This is a genomic window from Streptomyces sp. 2P-4, from assembly GCF_030167965.1.
GTDB lineage: Bacteria > Actinomycetota > Actinomycetes > Streptomycetales > Streptomycetaceae > Streptomyces > Streptomyces globosus_A.
The window spans coordinates 1,300,946-1,322,438 of sequence record NZ_CP095011.1 but is presented as its reverse complement, the minus strand read 5'-3'; the positions used below and the strand labels follow the sequence as shown (position 1 = coordinate 1,322,438).

At 76.0% G+C, this 21,493-nt stretch carries 12 protein-coding genes and 1 pseudogene; 6 read left to right on the top strand and 7 right to left on the bottom strand.

Going from position 1 to position 21,493, the window contains the following annotated elements; genetic code table 11:
* Positions 1–99: 99 nt before the first annotated feature.
* The 4 genes from MUK52_RS05430 to MUK52_RS05415 are packed head-to-tail and all read right to left on the bottom strand — an operon-like array spanning position 100 to position 4,905.
* A complete protein-coding gene (locus tag MUK52_RS05430; protein WP_284574912.1) occupies positions 100–867 on the bottom strand; it encodes a class I SAM-dependent methyltransferase in 768 nt (255 codons plus the stop codon).
* Between the two features lie 8 nt (positions 868–875).
* Positions 876–2,117: an aminotransferase class V-fold PLP-dependent enzyme gene (locus MUK52_RS05425; protein WP_284574911.1), complete on the bottom strand. Its 1,242-nt coding sequence runs from the start codon at positions 2,115–2,117 to the stop codon at positions 876–878.
* Entirely contained in the window at positions 2,117–3,436 is a 1,320-nt protein-coding gene (locus tag MUK52_RS05420) for a pyridoxal-phosphate dependent enzyme (protein ID WP_114054948.1), read from the bottom strand. Before MUK52_RS05420 ends, MUK52_RS05425 begins: the two co-directional genes overlap by 1 nt.
* 5 nt (positions 3,437–3,441) lie before the next feature.
* Positions 3,442–4,905: a type III PLP-dependent enzyme domain-containing protein gene (locus MUK52_RS05415; protein WP_114054949.1), complete on the bottom strand. Its 1,464-nt coding sequence runs from the start codon at positions 4,903–4,905 to the stop codon at positions 3,442–3,444.
* Between the two features lie 670 nt (positions 4,906–5,575).
* Between MUK52_RS05415 and MUK52_RS05410 the strand changes: the two are divergent.
* Positions 5,576–6,846: pseudogene (locus MUK52_RS05410) on the top strand (RNA-guided endonuclease InsQ/TnpB family protein).
* On the opposite strand, the gene MUK52_RS05405 reads toward MUK52_RS05410, so the two are convergent.
* On the bottom strand, positions 6,836–7,429 hold the full coding sequence (locus MUK52_RS05405) for a GNAT family N-acetyltransferase (RefSeq protein ID WP_284574910.1): 594 nt from the start codon (positions 7,427–7,429) through the stop codon (positions 6,836–6,838). The pseudogene MUK52_RS05410 and the gene MUK52_RS05405 overlap by 11 nt on opposite strands.
* Positions 7,430–7,601: 172 nt before the next feature.
* Positions 7,602–7,961, bottom strand: a complete 360-nt coding sequence (locus MUK52_RS05400; RefSeq protein ID WP_284574909.1) for an ArsR/SmtB family transcription factor — start codon at positions 7,959–7,961, stop codon at positions 7,602–7,604.
* 261 nt (positions 7,962–8,222) lie between these two features.
* Between MUK52_RS05400 and MUK52_RS05395 the strand changes: the two genes are divergently transcribed.
* From MUK52_RS05395 to MUK52_RS05375, 5 genes are all read left to right on the top strand, one after another.
* Positions 8,223–9,596, top strand: a complete 1,374-nt coding sequence (locus tag MUK52_RS05395; RefSeq protein WP_284574908.1) for an MFS transporter — start codon at positions 8,223–8,225, stop codon at positions 9,594–9,596.
* 71 nt (positions 9,597–9,667) lie between these two features.
* Entirely contained in the window at positions 9,668–11,659 is a 1,992-nt protein-coding gene (recQ, locus tag MUK52_RS05390) for a DNA helicase RecQ (RefSeq protein WP_114054954.1), read from the top strand.
* 120 nt (positions 11,660–11,779) lie between these two features.
* Positions 11,780–12,187 carry a VOC family protein gene (locus MUK52_RS05385; RefSeq protein ID WP_284574907.1) on the top strand — a complete coding sequence of 136 codons (408 nt, stop codon included), beginning with the start codon at positions 11,780–11,782 and terminating at the stop codon, positions 12,185–12,187.
* A 464-nt stretch (positions 12,188–12,651) separates the two neighbouring features.
* Positions 12,652–16,080, top strand: coding sequence for a DUF3376 domain-containing protein (locus tag MUK52_RS05380; RefSeq protein ID WP_284574906.1), 3,429 nt, complete (start codon positions 12,652–12,654; stop codon positions 16,078–16,080).
* A 57-nt stretch (positions 16,081–16,137) separates the two neighbouring features.
* Positions 16,138–18,207 (top strand): SpoIIE family protein phosphatase, encoded by a 2,070-nt coding sequence (locus tag MUK52_RS05375; RefSeq protein ID WP_114054957.1) that lies wholly within the window; start codon positions 16,138–16,140, stop codon positions 18,205–18,207.
* Positions 18,208–18,247: 40 nt separating this feature from the next.
* Here MUK52_RS05375 and MUK52_RS05370 read toward each other — a convergent pair whose 3' ends face one another.
* Positions 18,248–21,052 (bottom strand): SpoIIE family protein phosphatase, encoded by a 2,805-nt coding sequence (locus tag MUK52_RS05370; RefSeq protein ID WP_284574905.1) that lies wholly within the window; start codon positions 21,050–21,052, stop codon positions 18,248–18,250.
* Positions 21,053–21,493 lie beyond the last annotated feature (441 nt).

The following is a 21,493-nucleotide window of genomic DNA, read 5'->3' as shown; positions in this document are numbered from 1 at the left end:
GGGAAGCACGTGCCGCGGTCGGCGGGTGCTGCCGCAGAATCCGCGACCCCCGGCGGCGCCGCTCGGGCGGGGCGGGGCGGGGAGGGCCGCAGGGCGGGGTCAGCGGAGGGCGGCCAGGACGCGGCTGTCGCCGTACTGCCAGACCGTGCCCGCCTCGCGGAAGCCCGCTTCGCGGAGGAGGGCGACGTGCGTCGACACGGGCAGGTCCGCGTCCGCGCACGGCGGATGGCAGGCGGTGTCGTGGAGGTTCAGGTAGGGGGCCAGCTCGGGGTCGGCGGCTGCGCCCTTCCACCACGACTGCCAGTCCTCGTGCGTGAAGGCCAGGTTCCGTTCGGCGTGGCGGCGGCCGAGGTCGACCGCGAGGTCGCGGATGGCGGGGGAGTCGGGGCGGATGTGGTCGCCGTTGACGAACACGCCGCCCGGTGCCAGCCGTTCGGCGAGATCGCGGTAGACGCCGGCCAGGGTGTCCCGGTCGAGGTAGTGCAGGGCGGTCGTGGAGACGGCCGCGTCGACGGGCCGGTCCAGGCCGAGCGCGTCGAGCCAGCCCGGCGCCCCGATCAGGGAGCGGACGTGGCGCAGCCGCGCCCGGGCGCCGGCCCCGTAGTGGGCGCGGCCCAGCTCCAGCAGCAGCGGATCGGCGTCGACGGCGACCACCTCGGCGCCGGGCAGCCGCCCGGCGAGCCGCGCGGCCAGTGCGCCCGGCCCGCTGCCCAGGTCCAGCAGCAGGGGGTCACGACTGCCGCGGGTGGCCTGCTCGACGACGTCAGCGATGACCGTGAACCGCTCCTCGCGGTCCACCGCGTACCGCTGCTGCTGGCACTCCCAGCGCTCCACCCAGCGCGCCGCCGTCACCGCACTCAAGTCCATAGTGAAAATCATTGCAGCTTGGCGAGGGCGGTGAGCAACTTCTCCATCTCTTCGAGTGTGTTGTAGACGTGCAGGCTGACGCGCACCGAACCGTCCTGCGGGTCACGGCCCGCCTGGCAGTGGTCGTCCGAGCGCACCATGAAGCCGTGGCTGAACAGGATGAACCCCAGGTCCTGCGAGCCGATCGCCTGGTGGCGGAACGTCACGATGGAGCCCCGCCGCTGCACCGCCGTGTCGGCGGCGAGGCTGCTGCGGCAGCCGAGCACCTCGTACGCCGGCATCCGGGACAGCCCGTCGGTCAGCACGGACGCGAGCGCCGCCGTCCACCGGGCGATCCGCTCCACCCCGGCGGCCTCCAGCCAGTCCAGGGCCGCCGCCAGGCTCGCGATCCCCGCGGTGTTCGGCGTACCGGCCCAGCCGCCCGGCCGGAACGCAGGCCCCCGCTCGCCGCGGGCCCACACCGCGCCCGTCCCCGGCAGGGCCAGCGCCTTGTGCCCGGAGAAGACGAGGAAGTCCACGTCCAGGTCGGCGACCGACACCGGCTGGTGGCCGACGCTCTGCGCGGCGTCCAGGCAGATCGGCACGTCCGGGCCGACCGCCTCGCGGATGCGGTGCACGTTCATGTCGGCCCCGTACACGTGGTGGACGTGGGTCGCCGCCACGAAGCGGGTCCGCGGCCCGGCGAGCGCGGCCAGCGCCCGCGCGTCGTAGTCGCCGGTCACTGCCTGGCAGGGCATCTCCCGCACCGCGATCCGCACCCCCTGCGCGGCCAGCAGGTCCCGCGCCTCCAGCCAGGGGGCGAGGTTGGCCCGGTGGTCGCCGAACGGCACGACGATCTCGTCGCCGTCGCGCAGCAGCTGCGGCAGCCAGTCGCGCGCCACCGTCCGCAGCCCCTCCGTCGTCCCGCTGGTGAAGTGCACCGGCGACGCGCCCGCGCCGGCCCCCGCCGACCGGTCGCCAAGGAACTCCCGTACCCGCTGGGCGGCCCCCGCGACCAGCGCCGTCGTCGCGTTCGCCCACGGGTACGAGCCGCGGCCCGCGTTGGCGTTGGAGGTCGTCAGGTAGGCGTGCACCGCGTCCAGGACCTGCCGCGGCTTCTGCGCGGTCGCCGCACTGTCCAGGTACGCCTGCTCCGGGTTGGCCGCCACGATGGGGAAGTCGGCGCGCAGCGGCCGCTGCCACCGCGCCAGCTCCCGCAGCTCCGCCCGCGGGTCCGCCCGCGGGTCCGGCTGCGGATCGGGCCCCGCCATCAGTCGCGCACCAGGGGCGCGCCCGCGTCCCGCCACGCGACGATCCCGCCGGCGAGGCTGCGCACGTCCGGGTGACCCATACGGGTCAGCAGGGCCGCGTACCGCAGGGACTGCTCGCCGATCGGGCACGCCAGCAGCACCGGCCGGCTCGTGCTGAACGGCAGCCCGCCGCGCACGAGTTCCGCGAACAGCTCGTCCACGATGTTGACCGAGCCGTCGATGTGCAGCGCCCCGTACGCGAACGGCCCGCGGAGGTCCACGACCAGCGGCCGCCCCGACTCCACCCAGGCCCTCGCCTCCGGCACCTCCACGGAGCGGGCGGCGGCCAGCTCGGCGTCCGTGACGGTGTCGGCCGAGTTCCGCACGGGCGGCCGGCCCAGCAGCTCCGGGCGGCGCTGCCGGACGTAGCCGAGGTAGCCCTCCGTACGGTCGCACACCACGAACACCGCGGTCCGCCGCTCCGTCAGTTCCGCGTCCAGCGCTCGCAGATGGCGCACCGCGCCGTGGTACGCCGCCCCTCCCGTCGGCCCGGAGAGCATCCCGCAGCGGCGCAGCAGCACCAGCATGCCGTCGAGGGCCTCGTCGGAGGTGACCGCCTCGATCGCGTCGTACACCGCCGGGTCGAACAGGCCCACCTCCTGCACCTCGTCGGCGGTGCGGATCCCCGGGATGAAGTCCGACTTCGCGCCGACGAGCCCCACCACCCGGACCGCCGGATCGTGGGCGCGCAGGGACCGCGCGATGCCGGTCGAGGAGCCCGCGGTGCCCACGCAGGCGATGAACCAGTCCGGCGCCCGGCCGTCCAGATCGGCGATGATCTCCGGGCCGGTGCCCTCGGCGTGCGCCTGCGCGTTCAGCGGGTTGAAGTACTGGTCGGTGTGGAGGTGCGTGCTCCCCGGGGCGCTGAGCTGCTGGTGGAAGAGGGTCAGCGGATCGGCGGTGTCGGTCGGGTCCAGGCACTCGCTCTGCCCGGGCAGCTCCTCGATCCGCGCGCCGAGCAGCAGCAGCAGGTCCTTGATCTCGGGCACCCGCATGCGGTTGGTGACGCTCTTGAACGGCAGCCCGTGCATCCCCGCGATCAGCGCGAGCGCCTTGGCGGTGTTGCCGCTGGACAGCTCGACGACCGTCTCGCCGCGGGCGGCCGCGCCGGCGAGCCGGTCGCGCACCATGTTCCAGGCCGGCCGGTCCTTCAGCGAGCCGAACGGGTTGAGCATCTCCAGCTTCGCGTACAGGTCGATGTTCCGCAGTCCGTGCACGTCCTGGTCGATGCGCACCAGCGGCGTGTTGCCGATGGCCTCCGTGATGCTGTCGTACCTCATGCGCCTCATCCCCCCGCTTCCGTGACCGGCCAGTACTGCTCGTCGAGGCACCAGCGCCAGACGCCCTCCTCCTCCCTGACGGCGACCTTCCGGGCCGTGGGCTGCCGCTGCGCCCGGGTGGCCGTGAAGTCCATGCAGTAGCCGGCCGTGTTCGGGAACGCCAGCAGGTCGCCGGGGTCCGGCAGCCGCGGCAGGAAGACGGTGCGACGGGTGATCAGGTCGGCCTCCAGGCACAGGTTGCCCATCAGGTGCACCCCGACCGCGCCGGGGCCGTCGGGGGGCGGCGGCTCGCTTCTCCTCGGGACGAGGACGGGGTCGACGAGCACCCCGTGGTCCTCCAGGCCGACGTCGCCGGCGTTGAGCGCGAGCCGCACCCACGGAGGGCCGCCGGTGTCGGTGCGCACCTCCAGGACCCGGCCGAGGGTCAGCCCGCACTGGTCGGCGAGGGCGCGGCCCGGTTCGGCGTACACGTCGCACAGGCTCTCCAGCAGCAGTGTGCCCAGCGGTCTGCCCAGGGTGGGGGCCGGCCGGGACAGCAGCTCGTCCAGGTACGCGGGCCCGGCCGCCGGCCGGTGGGCCGGGTAGAGGGCGAGCGAGCCCTTCAGGGTGCCGTTCTCGACGCGCAGGCCGTAGCCATACCCGCCCCAGGCCAGCGGGCCGCGGCGGCCCAGCGCCGCCTCGGTGAGGGCGGTGGTGTACCGCTCCCACTGGGCGGCGTGTGCCAGGTAGCTGACGCCGTATCCGCCGCCCACGTCGATCGCGCGAGGCCGGAACCCGCGCGAGCGCAGCGCGTCGACCGCCCGGATGCAGCCCTCCAGGGCGGTGGCCTTCTCGTCGGTGCTGGTGGTGTCCAGGTGGTAGCCGACGCCGACGGGCTCCAGGGCGTCGCGGTGCTTCTCCAGCAGGTCCAGCAGCGGGCCCAGCGCCGCGGCCGGGGTGCCGAAGCGGCTGCGCCGCGACAGGGTCCGCGCCCCGGCCGCCTCGAACCCGGACAGCCGCAGGACGACCTCCAGCCGCGGCAGGCCGTGCGCCCGTACGAGGCGGGCGGCCTGCTCCAGTTCGCCCGGGCCGTCGGCGTTCACGGTCGTGCCGGTGCGCGCCGCCAGCCAGAGGAAGGCGGGGTCCTTGGGGCCGGTCGCCATCAGCCGGCCGCCGGTGAAACCGGCGCCGAGCGCGTGCTGGAGCTCCTCCGGCGAGGCGGCGTCCAGGCAGGCGGAGGTGGCGGCGAGGTGGCGGACGAGGGCGCTGGAGCCGGTGGCCTTGTGCGCGAAGTAGATGCGGCCGCCCAGCCGGTGCCGGCGCAGGACGGCGGCGAACTGCGCGGCGTTGCGCCCGATCTCCTCTGGCAGGACGACGGCGAGCGGCGAGCCCAGCCCGTCGACGAGCCCGTGCAGGAACGGTCCGGCACGCAGCAGCGAGGCCGGGCCCGCTGTGAGCCTCGGTTGCAGGTACAAGGGGGCGTCGCTCATTCCGGCCGTCCCTCCCAGACGATCGACTGCGGGCCCGCTCCGTGATCGATTCGCACGGCTGTGCACATCATCGCTCCACAACTGCCGCAGCTAAAGGGGGCGTGGGGAAGCACGGGGGGCGTGCGGCCGGAACAAACCCGGCGCCGACCGGGCGATCCGCCCGACCGGAACCATCCGCTCCGGCGGGGGTGGAGGCCGGCGCGTCCCCGGGCCGGCCCGCGGTCCGCCCGCCGCCCGGCCCGCGTTCCGCCCGGCGCCTCGGCCCGGCACGGCCCCCGGCCCAACGCCCGGCCCGGAGTCTGCCGCCCGGCGCGGCGGCCGGGGGTGACGGCCGCGATGCGGAAGCCGGGGACGGCGTACGGAAGCCCGCGCGGGGCGACCCCTGCCCGGCCCGGAGGCCCGGCCGGTGCGATGCCCGGGCGTGGGCGTGGGCGTACGCGGGCCCCGCGCCCCGCGCCGGTTCGTGCCACGGGGCGCCTCGCGGCCCAGCCCGGGCCTTGCGCGCCGCCGGTCCGGCGGCGGTCACCTGATTTCTCCCAGGATGCCCCGGCCTTCAGGCCGGGGAGGAATGGGTCCTTGGCGCGGAGGCGCGGAGCGCCGGAGTTCTCTTCGCATCTGTTCTGGCCTGCACTCTCTTTCGTTGTCAGTGGCGGATGTTACGTTGCGGATCATGACGACGGCAGTGATGTCCGAGACGGTGGCCGGGCACGCCCGGTACACCTTCCGGCTGCGTCTGTCGTCCACGGCCCGTACCGCTGTGGAAGCGGAGTGGGGGCGGTGCCGGTGGGTGTGGAACGAGTGCGTGGCGATGTCCCGCAAGGTCCACCGGCTCAACCGGGACGCCGAGGAGAAGATCACGTGTGGTCCGGCGCAGCTCGACAGGATGCTGACCGGGGCGCGCCGGTCGATGGCGTGGCTGCGTGAGGGTGCTTCGGTTCCTCAGCAGCAGATCATCCGGGACTTCGCCAAGTCCCGGGCGAAGGCGCTGGGGGACGTCAAGGCGCGGTTGCCGATGCGGCAGCGGGCCGGGATGCCCCGGATCAAGCGGAAGCGGGACGCGCTGCCGTCGCTGAACTACACCCAGCGGGGTTTCCGCCTCAAGGGCGGCCGCCTCCACCTGGCGGGCGGGATCGTGCTGACGGTGGTGTGGTCGCGTGGCCTGCCGTCCGACCCGTCGAGCGTGCGGGTGTACCGGGACAGCCTCGGCCACTGGTACGCGTCGTTCGTCGTCCAGGCGGTGACCGAGGCCCTGCCGGAGACCGGACGGGCCATCGGCATCGACTGGGGCGTCAGCGAGACCGCCACCACCACGTCCGACGCCCACGACCTTCCCCACGCCCAGCACGTGAAGACGGCCGCGGCCAGGCTCGCGCACTACCAGCGGATGATGGCCCGGCGCCGGACTGCGAAGAAACCGGCCCGACACCAACGGCTACCGGAAGGCCCGCCGGGCGGCGGCGAAGGTGTCCAAGAAGATCGCCCGGCAGCGGCAGGACACCGGCCGCAAGTGGGCCAAGGCCGTCGTCCGCGACTTCGACCACCTCGCCGTGGAGGACTTCCGCCCGAAGTTCCTCGCCAAGTCCACCATGGCCCGCAAGGCGGCAGACGCCGCGATCGGAGCCGTCAAGACCGCGCTGGTCGAGATGGCCCGCAAGCACGGGCGCACCGTGCACCTGGTCCACCCCGCGCACACCACCATGGACTGCGCGCACTGCGGAGCGAGAGCCAAGCACCGCCTGCCTCTTTCCGAGAGAACGTATACGTGCACCGCGTGCGCAGCAGTGTCCCCCAGGGACAAGAACTCCGCCCGCGTGATGCTCGTCCGGGCTGGTCTCGTACCCGGCCAGTGCTGATCTTGTAAGACCTGCACCCCCGCCGGGGGTCAGGCGAAGTGAGCTGGGAATCCCCGTCCCTTCAGGGCGGGGAGGAGTCAAAGGGTGAGGCTCATCAGGATGTCGTCCCGGTCGTCGCCCGGAGCCACCCGGAGCGCCCCCGGCCAGCGGCCGACCTCCTCCCAGCCCAGCCTCCGGTAGAACCCCTCCAGACCGCAGCCGGACCGCACGCTGAGGTGCAGCCGTTCCACCCCCATCGCGCCGCGCGCCACGGCGGCCGCGGCCCCCATGAGCGCGGTCCCCGTGCCGCGGCCCCGGAACCCCGGGTGAGTCTGGACGTGGTTGACCACCGCGCAGTGGGCGACCAGCGGGTGGGGGTCGCGGCGCAGGACCAGCCACCCCGCGAGCGCCCCGCCGCGTACGGCGGCGAGCAGCCGGCACCGCGCCGGATGCAGTCCGCCGAGGAGGAGCTCCACCACGGGCGCGACGGCGGAGGCGGCCACGGGGGGCATGGGCATGCCCGGCGCGATCACGGCGCCGCCGGCGTTGACCACGGCCGCCCAGCAGTCGGCGAGTTCGCGGGCGAGGCCGGGCGGGACGCCGTCCGGGCTGGTCAGGTGCACGATCTGGACCAGCCGGTCCGGGCGGTCCCCGCCCCCGCCCCCGGCGCCGCGGGTCTGCGGATCGGTCATGTGCGCTCCCCGCCGGCGGTGAGGGCGCCCCGGCCGCAGGCGTGCCGGCCCGTCCGCGGCCGTCCCGCCGGCCGACCCGGCGCGGACCCCGGAGGACTACCCGCAGCGGGGCGGCCCCGACACGTCGCGGGCCGCCGAGGGAGGCACGGGCCAGGTGCGGCCGCGGCACGTGTCAGTCGTGCGGGGCCTCTCCGCTCACCCGGTGGTCGGCGTGGCTGAGCGCCTCCAGGACCAGCCGCCGCAGGTGGCCGTCGGTCAGCCGGTAGTGGACGTACCGCCCCTCCTTGCGGGCCTCCACCAGCCGCGCGAGCCGCAGCTTCGCCAGGTGCTGGCTGACGGCCGTCCGGGAGGCGGCGCACTGCTCGGCCAGCGAGCCGACATCGGACTCGCCCTGGGCGAGGAGCCACAGCAGGTGCAGGCGCGTGGCGTCGGACAGCAGGGCGAACACGGCCGCCGCCTCGGCCAGCCGCGCACCGTCCGGCGCCCGCAGGTGCGAGGCGTCGGCAGGTGGCAGGGGATTGCTCGGAGGCATGGGGACAGCCTAGGGGTCCCGCCCCGACGAGGTGCCGCCCGGCCCGCTGCGTGCGGGCCCCTGGTACCCGGCGCGAGGCGCCGGACCCGTGGCCCCGATCCGTGGCACCCGGTCCACGGCGCGCGGCGCTCGGCGCGCGGCGCTTGGGCTGGTCCGGATGCGCGGGCGGCTCCATCCGGAGCGTGATCGTCATGTGCGCATCTGCGCACATGACGCTACGGTGGTAGGGAGAGCCCGCCCCGCCGAGTGGAAGGCCCCCGCATGCTCCCGGTCCTGCGCAACCGCACCTACCGGCACCTGTTCGCCGCCCAGGTCGTCGCCCTCACCGGCACCGGCCTGGCCACCGTCGCCCTCGGACTCCTCGCCTACGACCTCGCCGGACCTCGCGCCGGATCCGTCCTCGGCACCGCCCTGGCGATCAAGATGGTGGCGTACGTCGCCGTCGCGCCCGCCGTCGGCGCCCTCGCGCACCGGCTGCCGCGCCGCGCCCTCATGGCCGGCTCGGACCTCGCCCGCGCCGCCGTCGCCCTCTCCCTGCCGTTCGTCGACCGCGTCTGGCAGGTCTACCTGCTGGTCTTCCTGCTCCAGGCGGCCTCCGCCGCGTTCACCCCCACCTTCCAGGCGGTGATACCCGACGTCCTGCCCGACGAGCGCGACTACACCCGCGCCCTCTCCCTCTCCCGTCTCGCCTACGACCTGGAGAGCCTGTTCAGCCCCGCCCTGGCCGCCGCCCTCCTCGCCGTCACCACCTACGACCGCCTCTTCCTCGGCACCGTCGCCGGCTTCCTCGCCTCCGCCGTACTCGTCCTGTCCGCCGCCGTACCGCGACCGGCGGCGGACACCGCCGCAGCCGGGGCCGGCCGGCACGCCGGGCACGCGCACACCCGCGCCGCCGCCGGCATGCGCCTCCTCCTTGCCGCCCCGCCCCTGCGCGCCCTGCTCCTGCTGAACCTGGCCGTGGCCGCCGCAGGCTCCCTCGTCGCCGTCAACACCGTCGTCTACGTCCGCGACCTGCTGGGCCGCGGCACGGGCGACGTCGCCCTCGCGCTCGGGGCCTACGGGGCCGGCTCCATGGCCGTCGCCCTCGCCCTGCCCCGGCTCCTCGACCGCGTCCCCGACCGCACCGTCATGCTGCGCGGCGGAGCCGCCCTCGCCGCCGTCCTCGCCGCGGCCGGCGCCCTGACCGCCGCCGCGCCCGGGCCCTGGCGCTGGCCCGCCCTGCTCGCCGCGTGGGCGTCGCTCGGCGCCGCCGGGTCCGCGGTGCTCACCCCCGCGGGCCGCCTGGTGCGCAGGGCGGTCCCGGCCGGGCGGCGCACCGAGGCCTTCGCCGCGCAGTTCTCCCTCTCACACGCCGGCTGGCTGCTGACGTACCCGCTGGCCGGCTGGGTCGGCGCCACCGCCGGCCTGACCGCGGCCGCCGCCGCCCTCGGGGTGCTCGCCGCCGGCTCCGCGCTCGCCGCCGCCGCACTGTGGTGCCCGGCCGCGGAGCCGTCCCCCGAGCCGTCCCCCGAGCCGTCCGCGGACGCCGCCGGGGAGCCCGCCCGCCCCGGCCCGCGGCCGGAGCCCGCGCCCGTACCCGCGGACGACGGGGCGGGCCGCCTGCACCGCCTCCTCGCCGCCCGCCACGGCCACTGACCGCACTCCGGCCGCCGGGGTTTTCCACAGGCCGCAGCGCGGTGTCCCCGCGGGTCGGTAGGCTGCCCGTCATGACCCTTACGGACGCGACCCCCGAGACCAGCGCCGCCCTGGAGGTACTCCACCGCGTCTTCGGGTACGACTCCTTCCGCGGCGAGCAGCAGCAGATCATCGAGCACGTCGCGGGCGGCGGCGACGCCCTCGTGCTGATGCCCACCGGCGGCGGCAAGTCGCTCTGCTACCAGATCCCGGCCCTGGTCCGGCGCGGCACCGGCGTGGTGGTCTCCCCGCTGATCGCCCTCATGCAGGACCAGGTCGACGCACTGACCGCGCTCGGCGTCCGGGCCGGCTTCCTGAACTCCACCCAGGGCATCGACGAGCGGCGCACCGTTGAGCAGCTCTTCCTCGCCGGCGAGCTCGACCTCCTCTACCTCGCCCCCGAACGGCTCCGCACCGAGGGCACGCAGCGCCTCCTCGACCAGGGCGAGGTCTCCCTCTTCGCCATCGACGAGGCGCACTGCGTCGCCCAGTGGGGCCACGACTTCCGCCCCGACTACCTCGCGCTGTCGATGCTCCACGAGCGCTGGCCCGCCGTCCCGCGGATCGCCCTGACCGCCACGGCCACCCCGGCGACGCACGCCGAGATCGCCACGCGGCTCGGCCTGGAGGACGCCCGGCACTTCGTCGCGAGCTTCGACCGGCCCAACATCCAGTACCGGATCGCGGGGAAGAACAACCCGCTCAAGCAGCTCCTGGACCTGATCCGCACCGAGCACGAGGGGGACGCCGGCGTCGTCTACTGCCTGTCGCGGTCCTCCGTGGAGAAGACCGCGGCGTTCCTCGCGGAACACGGCATCGACGCCGTCGGCTACCACGCCGGCATGGACGCCGCGACCCGCGCCGCCAACCAGTCCCGGTTCCTGCGCGAGGAGGGCGTGGTCGTCGTGGCGACGATCGCGTTCGGCATGGGCATCGACAAGCCGGACGTGCGCTTCGTCGCCCACCTCGACCTGCCCAAGTCACTGGAGGGCTACTACCAGGAGACCGGCCGCGCCGGCCGCGACGGCGAACCCGCCACCGCCTGGCTCGCGTACGGGCTCCAGGACGTCGTCCAGCAGCGCAAGATGATCGAGGGATCGGAGGGCAGCGACGCCCACCGCCGCTCGCTGACCGCACATCTCGACGCCATGCTCGCCCTCTGCGAGACCGTCGACTGCCGCCGGGTCCGGCTGCTCGCCTACTTCGGGCAGGAGTCCGGCCCCTGCGGCAACTGCGACACCTGCCTGACCCCCGCCGAATCCTGGGACGGCACGGTCGCCGCGCAGAAACTCCTGTCCACGGTGTGGCGGCTCGCCCGCGAGCGGCGGCAGAAGTTCGGCGCCGGCCAGATCATCGACATCCTCCAGGGCAAGAAGACCGCCAAGGTCATCCAGTTCGACCACGACCAGCTGTCCGTCTTCGGCGTCGGGGCGGACCTCGGCACCGCAGAATGGCGCGGCGTCGTCCGCCAGCTGCTGGCCCTCGGCCTGCTCGCCGTCGAGGGCGAGTACGGGACACTCGTCCTGACCGAGGCCAGCGGGGAAGTCCTCGGCGGCCGCCGGACCGTCCTCCTGCGGAAGGAGAAGGCACCGGCCGGCGGCCAGGCCCGCAAGGAATCCGGAAGCCGCGGCAGCAAGGGCGCCCGCGTACCGGTCGACCTCCCGGCGGCCGCGGTCCCCGTCTTCGAGGCCCTCCGGGCCTGGCGCGCCGCCACCGCCCGCGAGCAGGGCGTCCCGGCGTACGTCGTCTTCCACGACGCGACGCTGCGGGAGATCGCCACCCGCCTCCCCACGACCACGGCGGAACTGGGCACGGTGGGCGGCGTGGGCGAGGCGAAGCTGGCCAAGTACGCGGAAGGCATCCTGGCGACCCTGGCCCCCCTGTCCACGGCGGCCCCGGCAGCCGCAGAGGCCCCGAGTCCGGCCCCCGCAGCCCGCCCGCCGCACGACGACGAGCCCCCGCTGGACGAGGAACCCCCCTTCGACGCGGAGGAAACCGACCCGCCCTGGGACGACTGGGAGTAAGCCGGGCGCCCCACGTGAGGGCCCCGGGCGCGCCGCGGCCGCGGCCCACGCCGGGGAAGGCTCAGGGGGCCGGGCGGGTCAGGATGGCGCATGGGTGCGCCGCGGAGGCAGGATCGCCTCATGCCCCGTCTCGGACTCGTGACCGTGGTCGTACGTGACTACGACGAAGCCATCGCCTACTATCGGGACGCCCTCGGGTTCGAGCTCCGGGAAGACACCCGGATCGACGACGACAAGCGATGGGTGGTCGTCGCCCCGCCCGGGTCCCGGGAGACGGCCCTGCTCCTGGCCAGGGCCGCGACCGGCGACCAGGAGGCCCGTATCGGAGACCAGACCGGCGGCCGGGTCGGCTGGTTCCTCCACACCGACGCGTTCGACCGCGACCACGCGCGGATGCGGGCGGCCGGCGTCGTGTTCGAGGAGGCGCCCCGGCAGGAGCCGTACGGCATGGTCGCCGTCTTCCGGGACCTGTACGGCAACCGCTGGGACCTGCTCCAACTGCACCCGCCCGGTGACACCGGACGGTAGGTGCCCCGCACGCTGCCGCCCTGCCGCGTACACGGCCCTTCTCATGCCGGCTGCCGCGAGGCCTGGGCCGGGCCTGTCAGGGCCGGCCCCGATGAGGGCGGAGTGGGCGCTGTCCGCCGGGCACGCGAAGCCTGCGCCGTTGCTCCCTTCTGCCGGCGGCACGTCAATCTCCGTGGATCGCAATCTGAGTTGGCCGGTCTGCCGGGGAGCGCGTCCGGCCGGATGCGCGCCGCGTCGGACCGGGCCGCGTCGCGGGTGCCGGTGACCGCATGCCGCTTGCGGCGGGTACCGGGTCTCCCGCCCCCGCCCGCGGGTGCGGGGAGCCCGCCCGACGGGTGCCCTGCCGGGCCTCCCGTCGGCCAAACCGCCTGCCTGTGAGGCGACTTCCGTCCTCCCGTGGTGCACCCCCGAGGCGCTCGGGTCGCCCGGGTGCGGGGCGCTTGGTCCCGGGCCAAGCTGGGGGCATGAGCGACGACCCCCCGGGCCGGCCCGCCACGGAGCTGCGCCTTGCCCTGGCGATGCGCGGAGGCGTCAGCCTCGCCGTGTGGATGGGCGGGGCGTGCTGTGAGACCGCGGCTCTGCGGGCCGCGGCTCCCGGGCGACGCCCGCAGGGCCGCGAGGGCGCCCAGCCGCCCGCCGCCGATGCCGCGGGCGGGCAGGGCGGGCCGGAAGGGGCGGAGGGAGCGCCGGGTGGGGAGGGGCTGTACTCGTCGGACACGCCGGCCGGCCCTGGGGCTGCGGGCAGTGCGGTCCGCCCGGGTGCCGCGGGCGGCGCCGAGGCCGCAGACCCGCCCGCCGGCGGCGGGCAGGGGGTGTACCGGGGGATGCTGGCGGCCTGCGGGTATCGGCATGTCGACATCGATGTGCTGGCAGGGACCAGTGCCGGAGGGCTGAACGGGGTGCTGATGGCCTGCCATCTGGTCTACGGGATGCCGTTCGGGCGGGGCGTACGCGACCTCTGGCTGGAGGTGGGGGATCTGGAGGGGCTGCTCCGGCGGTCGCGGCCGTTCTCCGTGCCCGATTCGCTGCTGCGCGGGGACGCCGTCTTCCACCAGGAGCTGTGCACCGCCCTCGGCCGGCTCGTCGACGAGGCTCCGCCCGGCTGGAAGCCGCCCGCCTCGCTGCGGCTGATGCTGACCGCGACCCGGCTGCGGCCCCGCCCGGACCGGGTGCGGCCCACCCTCGGCGCGCCGCTCCTCGTCGGCCGCTCACAGGCCTCCTTCCGGTTCCGCCACCGCGCCGGCCTGACCGACTTCCCGGACGAGTCCACCGGCACCGCCCGCGACGCCGCCCTCGCCCGGCTGGCGTACGCGGCGCGCGCCTCGTCGTCCTTCCCGGGCGCCTTCGAGCCCGCCCGGGTGTACGTCGGCCCCGGCTCGCAGCTGGCCTCCGCCGACCCGTACACCGTCGACATGCGCGGCGTCAGCAGCGAGACGGGCCACCCGGACCCCGACCTGGACGGCTGCGTCGAGCTCGTCGACGGGGGAGTGCTCGACAACATCCCCGTCGCCTGGGCGGTGCGGGCCATCGCCGCGGCCCCCGCGGTCCGCCCCGCCGAGCGGTGGCTGCTGTTCCTGCAGCCCGTGCCGCCGTTCCCGCCGGCCCCCGCCACCGGCCGGGCGGCCCGGCGCGGGGCCACACGCCTCGTCCGTGCGGCCGCCGGCTCCTTCGCGGTGAAGGCCGGCGCGGAGTCGCTCCGCGACGACGCCCTCGAACTGGACGCCGCCGAGGCCGCGGCCCGGTACCGGCACTGCGCCGGCGGCGTCCTGCCCCCGCACCTCGACACGCTCGGCGAGACCGCCTTCGCCCGCCTGGGCCGCTACCGGCGCACCGTCGGCGCCGCCGAGGCCGCGCGGCTGATCCGGCTCCTCGCGGACCCGGCCGACGTGACCGGCCCGGACGCCCTGCCGCTGCCCGCCGGACCCGGCCCGCTGGACCCGCTGGACGCGCACGGCAGCGGAGCCGCCGAGCTGTTCGCCCGGCTGCGCGAGCCCGCGGCCGCGGCCCGGCTCGTCCTGCCCGACGGGGCGGCCGCCCTGCCCCGGCCCGGCTGTTCGCCGCTGCCCCTGGCCCGCACGGTGCGCCTGCTCATGGACTGGGTGCGCGCCTGGGAGGACGCCGACCCGCTCGCCGACTCCGGCACGGTCCGGGAGCTGCGCCGCCGGCTCTACGCCGCCCGCTTCGCCGTCGCCGCCGTGATCGCGGCCCGGGACCGGCTCCTGCTGGCCGCCTACCGCGAGGCACTGGCCGGCGGGGAGCCGCCCGCCGACGCCGCCGCACCCTACCGGAGCGCCGCGCTGCGCCTCCGGGCGCTCCTGCCCCACACCCCGCCGCCCGAGTCGCCCCCGGCAGAGTGGGAGGCCTGGGCCCTCCGCCTCGCCCGGGCCGTCACCACCGCCCCGCCCGCCCCCGCCCCGCCGCCCGCCGCGTCCGAGGACCTCGCCGCCGTCCACGCCCCCCTGTGGCCGCTGCTGACCCACCTCGCCGGCCGGATCGGGCAGGCCGCGCCCCCCGGCCTCGACGGCTACGAGCCGCTGAAGGAAGCCGCCACGGCCCCGTTCCCCGGGATGGGCGACGCGCTCGCCTTCGCGGAGGTGCTCCTGGGGCCGCTGCGCCCGGACCCCCTCGCCGAGCCCACCGGCATCTCCTTCCGGGCCGTCTCGGCCGCCGACACCAGCTGGGCGACCCGCACGGTCCTCGGCCGCCTGGGCGAGGCGCCGCAGGCCGAGGACATCGTCCGCGCCAAGCTCAGCGGCAACCAGCTGAACAACTTCGCGGCCTTCCTCAGCGTCCGGTGGCGGATGAGCGACTGGACGTGGGGCCGCCTCGACGGCGCCGCCTCCCTGGTCTCCGTCGCCGCCACCGACGAGCGCCTGGAGCAGCGCTACGCGGCCCTCGCCGCCGACCTGCCGGAGCTGGGCAGCCGCCTCGCCGAGGCGACCGGCCTGGGCGCCCGGTTCACCGGCGCCTGGGCCGCCGACCTCGCGGCCCGCTCCCCGCAGGCCGTCGGCCCCTGGCAGCGCGTACGCGACGTGCTGACCGAGCTGCGCCAGCGCGAGATCCTCGACGAGGAGCTCCCGCTCCTCCTCGCGCTCGGCGGCGGCAACCGGCCCCCCGACCCCCTGCCCGACCTGCCGCCCCTCGGCCCGGAGCGCTTCGACGAGGCCCTCGACGCCTTCGCCGCCACCGGCTCCGAAACCGTCGGCGGGCTGCTGCGCGCCCCCGACCCCCGCCGGGCGGCCCTGCGCGCCGGGCTGCTCGCCTGGCCGGCGGTCCAGCCGGCCGGCCGCCGCTGGAGCCGCCTGCCGCAGGGCGTGCTCGGGCTGCTGAAACCGCTCGTGTGGGCGCCCCCGCTCAGCGGGGTGCTGGCGCCGTGGAGCACCCTGGCCGCCGCCGTGCTGCTGTGGCTCGCCACCGCCTTCGCGACCGGCCGGTGGGGTTCGCTGCTCCCGCACGTCCCGATCTGCCTGTACGCCGCGCTCGCCCTGGCCTGCGGCGTGCGGCAGGCCCTGCCGCGGAGCCTGCTGGCCCCCGCCCGCACGGCGCTGCCGATCGCGGCGGCCGCCCTCCCGCCGGTCGCCCTCGGCTTCCTGCACGGCGTGCACACCCCCGGCCTGGGCCCGGCGGAGCGGACGGTGCTCGTCGGGGCCTGCTCCGCCCTCGCCGCGGCGGCCCTCCTCGCCCCCGGGGCCGACCGGTGGCCGCTGCTGCCGCCGGCGGCGCTGGCCGGGGGAGCGGCTGCCGCCCTGGTGCAGTTCGGCCGGGGCCCGCTCGGCGGCTGGTGGGGCGTGCTCGTCCTGTACGCGGTGCTGCTGTGGACCACCTTCGCGCTGCCGTGGCTGTACCCGCGCGGGCGGGCCCGTACGGCCCGCGGGGCAGGGCCTCGCCCCTGAGCCTCGGATAGGGTGAATTCGGTACGAATCGGACCCTCCGGGGTGAGGTCGGTGAGGGTGGACACGAAGCAGTCGGCGAGCGGCGGCCCGGACCGGCCCACCGCGGCGGTCGGGTACGCGGGCGTGCTCCGCGAGCTGCTGCCGATCGCCCTGTGGCGGGAGGACGCCGACGGGCGCGTCGTGGAATGGTCGCTCGCCGCCCAGGACCTCCTCGGGCACCGCCCCGAGGACATCCTCGGCCGGTCGGGTGCCGACGTCCTCGTCCCCGACACCAACCACGAGCTGGCCCGCCAGCTCACCCGGCGCGTCCAGGCCGGCGAGACCGTCGTCGGCACCCTGCCCGTCCGCCACCGCGACGGCCACCGCGTCACCATGGAGATGTGGATCGTCCCCGCCGTCGACCGGCAGGGCCGCACCGGCGCCCTCCTCATCGCGGTGGAGACCAGCGAGGTCCTGCGCATGCGGGACTCCCTCGCCGCCCTCCAGAGCCTGTTCACGCAGTCGCCGATCGGGCTGGCCACCCTCGGCCCCGACCTGCGGTTCCTGCGCGTCAACGACGCCCTCGCACGCATGAACGGCGTCAGCGCCGCCGACCACCTCGGCAAACGGCTCACCGAGGTCGTCCCCGGCGTCAACGCCGCCGCCCTGGAGGCGACCATGCAGCAGGTCCTCGAACGCGGCACCGCCGTCGTCGACGTCCGCCGCACCGGCCGCACCCCCGCCGACCCCGACCACGACCGGACCTGGTCCTGCTCCTACGCCCCCCTCCTCGACGGATCCGGCCGCGCCCTCGGCGTCATCGCCTCCCTGATCGACATCACCGACAGCCGGCAGGCCCAGCTCGACGCCGAACGGGCCCGCCGCCGCTTCGCCGTCCTCGCCGAGGCCGGCACCCGCATCGGCACCACCCTCGACCTGCGGCAGACGGCCGAGGAGATCGCCCAAGTGCTCGTCCCGCGCCTCGCCGACTCCGCCGACGTCCAACTCCTCGAAGCCGTCCTCGACGAGGACGGAGCCGGCACCCACCGCAGCGTCCTGCGCCGCCTCGCCGCCGCCTTCCCCGACCCCGGCGCCCCCACCAGCAGGCTCCTCCCCGGCCAGACCTTCAAGATCCCCCCGGGGACCGTGTACGAGCAGGTCATCGCCGACGGCCGGCCCATGAACCTCTACCGCTCCGACATCCCCGCCCTCATCCGCGACCCCCGCGCCGACGCCCTGCGCACCTACCTCGCCGGCCTCGGCTCCGCCCGCCTCATCCCGCTCGTCGCCCGCGGCACCGTCCTCGGCGCCGTCACCGTCACCCGGCTCGCCACCCGGGAACCCTTCGACGAACAGGACTGCGTCCTCATCGACGAGGTCGTCGCCCGCGCCGCACTCAACATCGACAACGCCCGCATGTACACCAACCAGCGGCGCGCCGCCCTCACCCTCCAGCGCAGCCTCACCAACAGCACCCTCCCCGAGGTCAGCGGCCTCGAACTGACCGGCCGCTACCTGCCCGCCAGCGACCACGACGTCGGCGGCGACTGGTACGACGCCCTCCGCCTCCCCGGCGGCCGCACCGGCCTCGTCATCGGCGACGTCATGGGCCACGGCGTCCACGCCGCCGCCGTCATGGGCCAGCTCCGCACCGCCGTACGCACCCTCGCCCGCCACGGCGTGCCCCCCGACCAGCTGCTGCGCTCCCTCGACGCCGTCGTCGCCGACCTCGGCGCCGACGAGATGGCCACCTGCGTGTACGCAGTCCACGACCCCGCATCCGGCGGCTGCACCCTCGCCCGCGCCGGCCACCCCCCGCCCGCCGTCGCCACCGCCGACGGCCGGGTCACCTTCCTCGACGGCCCGCCCGGCACCCCCCTCGGCACCGGCGACCGCGAATTCCGCACCGAGCACATCGCCCTGCCGCCCGGCAGCCTCCTCGTCCTGTACACCGACGGCCTCATCGAGGCCCGCGACCGCGACCTCGACCAGGGCATGGCCCAGCTCGGCTGGGCCCTGCGCGGCCCCCACGGCCCCCTGGACCGGCTGTGCGACACGATCCTCGCCCACCTGCTGCCCGCCGCCCCCCAGGACGACGTCGCACTCCTCCTCACCCGGACGACAGCCGGCCCGCCGCCCCCCACCTGACCCGCACGACGACAGCACCAGCCGGGCCGCCGCCCGGCCCTCACCAGGCCAGGTCCTCCAGCGCGTCCAGATCCGGCGCCGGACCCGGCGGCTCCGCCGCCGCCGTGAGCGGCAGCTCCGCCCAGATCACCTTCCCGCGCTCCGTGTACCGCGTCCCCCACCGGTCCGCGTACTGCGCCACCAGGAACAGCCCGCGGCCGCCCTCGTCGGTCGTCGCCGCGTACCGCAGGTGCGGCGAGGTGCTGCTCGCGTCGGACACCTCGCAGATCAGGCTGCGGTCGAGCAGCATCCGCACCCGGATCGGCGTGTTCCCGTACCGGATCGCGTTCGTCACCAGCTCGCTGAGGATCAGCTCGGCCGTGAACGCCACCTCGTCCAGCCCCCACTCGGCCAGCTTGGCCGCACTCGCCCCCCGCACCCGCGACACCGCCGCCGGATCCGGCGGCACCTCCCACTCCGCGATCCGGTCCGCCTCCAGCCGCCGCGTGTCCGCGATCAGCAGCGCGATGTCGTCACTCGGAGACGGGAACAGCAGCGCCGCCAGCACGTCCGCGCACTCCTCGTCCGGCGTCCGCCGGCCCGGACGGCCCAGCACCTCGCCCAGCATCGCGCAGCCCGTGTCGAAGTCCCGGTCCCGGTCCTCCAGCAGCCCGTCCGTGAACAGCGCCAGCCGGGTCGACTCCGGCAGCAGCAGCTCCACCGCCTCGAACGGCATCCCGCCCACCCCCAGCGGCAGCCCCACCGGCACCTCCGGGAACTCCACCCGCCCGTCCGGCCACACCAGCGCCGGCCCCGGATGCCCGGCACTCGCCATCGTGCACCGCCCCGACACCGGGTCGTACACCGCGTACAGGCACGTCGCCCCCGTGATCCCCGCCGGCTCCGCCGACCCGTCACCGCCGTGGCCCGACCCCGCCGCGCCCGACTCGTTCTGGTCGATCCGGTCGATCAGCTCGTCCAGGTGCCCCAGCAGCTCGTCCGGCGCCATGTCCAGCGTCGAGAAGTTGTGCACGGCCGTCCGCAGCCGCCCCATCGTCGCGGCCGCATGCACCCCGTGCCCCACCACGTCCCCCACGATCAGCGCCACCCGCGCCCCCGCCAGCGGGATCACGTCGAACCAGTCCCCGCCCACCCCCGCCTTCGCCGGCAGGTACCGGAACGCCGCCTCCACCGCGTTCTGCTCCGGCAGCACCCGCGGCAGCAGGCTCTGCTGCAGCGTCACCGCCGTCGCATGCTCCCGCGTGTACCGGCGGGCGTTGTCGATGGACACCGCCGCCCGCGCCCCCAGCTCCTCCGCGAACGACAGGTCCTCCTCGTCGAACGCCTCCGGCGTGTCCGCCCGCCAGAAATTCGCCATCCCCAGCACGACCCCGCGCGCCTGCAACGGCACCGAGATCAGCGAATGCAGCCCGTAGTCCAACGCCTCCCGCGTCCCCCGCTCGTCCTGCGCACGCCACCCCATCGCCGCGTTCAGATCCGCCGCCAGCACCGCCCGGCCCGCGTCCAGCGCCGCAGCCATCGGCGCCGTCGGCACCTCGAACCGGATCACGTCCCCGACCGGCTGCAACGGCTGGTCGCCGCGCACCCCGCTCACAGCCGTCCGCCGCATCTCCGTCTGCACCCCCGCCGCGAGCGCCGGATCCTCCCCGCGCAGCACCGGCTCCAACAGCTCCACCGTCACGAAGTCCGCGAACCGCGGAACGGCCACCTCCGTCAGCTCCTCCGCCGTCCGCGCCACATCCAGCGTCGTCCCGATCCGCACCCCCGCCTCGTACAGCATCTGCAGCCGCTCCCGGGCCACCTCCGCACGCCCCGACAGCGCCGCGAGCTCCGTCGAGTCACGCAGCGTCATCACACTGCCCGACGGGTGCCCCCGGTACGGCTTCGTCGGCCGCACGTTCACCGCCAGCAGCCGGTCGCCCGCCAGATGCACCTCGTCCGTCGCGATCCGCCCCGACAGCAGCAGCGCCTCCGTCCCCGGATCCAGCCCCAGCTCGGAGACGTGCCGCTGCTCCGCGTCCGCCGGGAGGGCCAGCAGCCGCCGCGCCTCGTCGTTGGCCAGCAGCAGCCGGTGGTCGGCACTGATGATCAGGACGCCCTCGCGGACCGCGTGCAGCACCGCCTCGTGGTGCTCGTTGATGCGCGCCATCTCCGCCGCGCCCAGCCCCCGCGTCTGGCGCCGCAACCGCCGGCTGACCAGGGCGGCACCGCCCGTACCGAGCAGCAGGGCCCCCGCCGCCGCGCCCAGCAGCAGCGGCAGCTGGCCCTCCACGGTCTCGGAGACGTTGCCGACCTCTATCCCGGTGGAAACCAGCCCGATGACCTGCCCGTCCGCGTTCCGCACGGGCACCACGGCGCGCACCGCGTCGCTGGGCTCCCCGCGGAACATCTCGGTGAACCCCTCGCCGCCGGCGGCGCGCGACAGGTCCCCGGAGGCCCGCTCGCCGATCAGCGCGGGCCGCGAGTCGGTGTAGCGGATGCCGTCGGTGGTCATCACCGCGACGAAGTCCACCCCGGACGCCTTCCGCGCCGCCTCCGCGAGCGGCTGCAGCACGGCCGTCGGATCCGGCGCCGCCAGGGCGGCGGGCAGCCCCGGCGCCTGCGCGAAGGACGCGGCGGCGGCCAGGGAGCGGTTGCGGGCGTCGCGCTCACTGTCGTAGCGGGCCTGGAGCAGGAGGGCGAGCGCGGCGGCGGCGATCAGCAGCAGCACGATCACCGCCTGCAACGCGAAGACCTGGCCGGCGACACTGTGCGCCCCCCGGGCGAAGCGCGCGACCAGCCCCGGGTCCTGCCCGGTCGGCTGCCGGGGCGGCGATCTCCTGGGCCGACCAAATCGTCCCGCCATGAGCCATTTCTAACACCGACACGCGGATCCGCGCGTGGCCAGGCCGGGGTGGAGCCCGGGAACGGACGCGGGAGGACCGGGGCACGGCGGCGGGGGCGGGGCCCGGGAGGGGGCGGGAGGCGTGGGGGCGGAGGCAGGGGGTGGTGCTCCGGGTGGGGGATGGCGACGGGCGCGGGGCGGGCGGGCAGGGGCGGCTTCGGCGGGTCGGGGCGCGGAGGGACTCGGCGGTGGGGGCTTCCCGTCAGTCCCATCGTTCTTCCGGGGAGGAGGGCCCTTGACAGCCCGTCCCGCCCCGGAAGGACAGCGGACCGGCGGGCAGCCCCCGCTGCCCTTCACTCCCGCCCGGCGGAAGCACCGCTCCTCCTCGATCGAGCCGGCCGCGCACTCCGACGCCGGCCGACCCCACCGCGCCCCCGGCCCGCGGGGGCGCGGCCGCGCCGG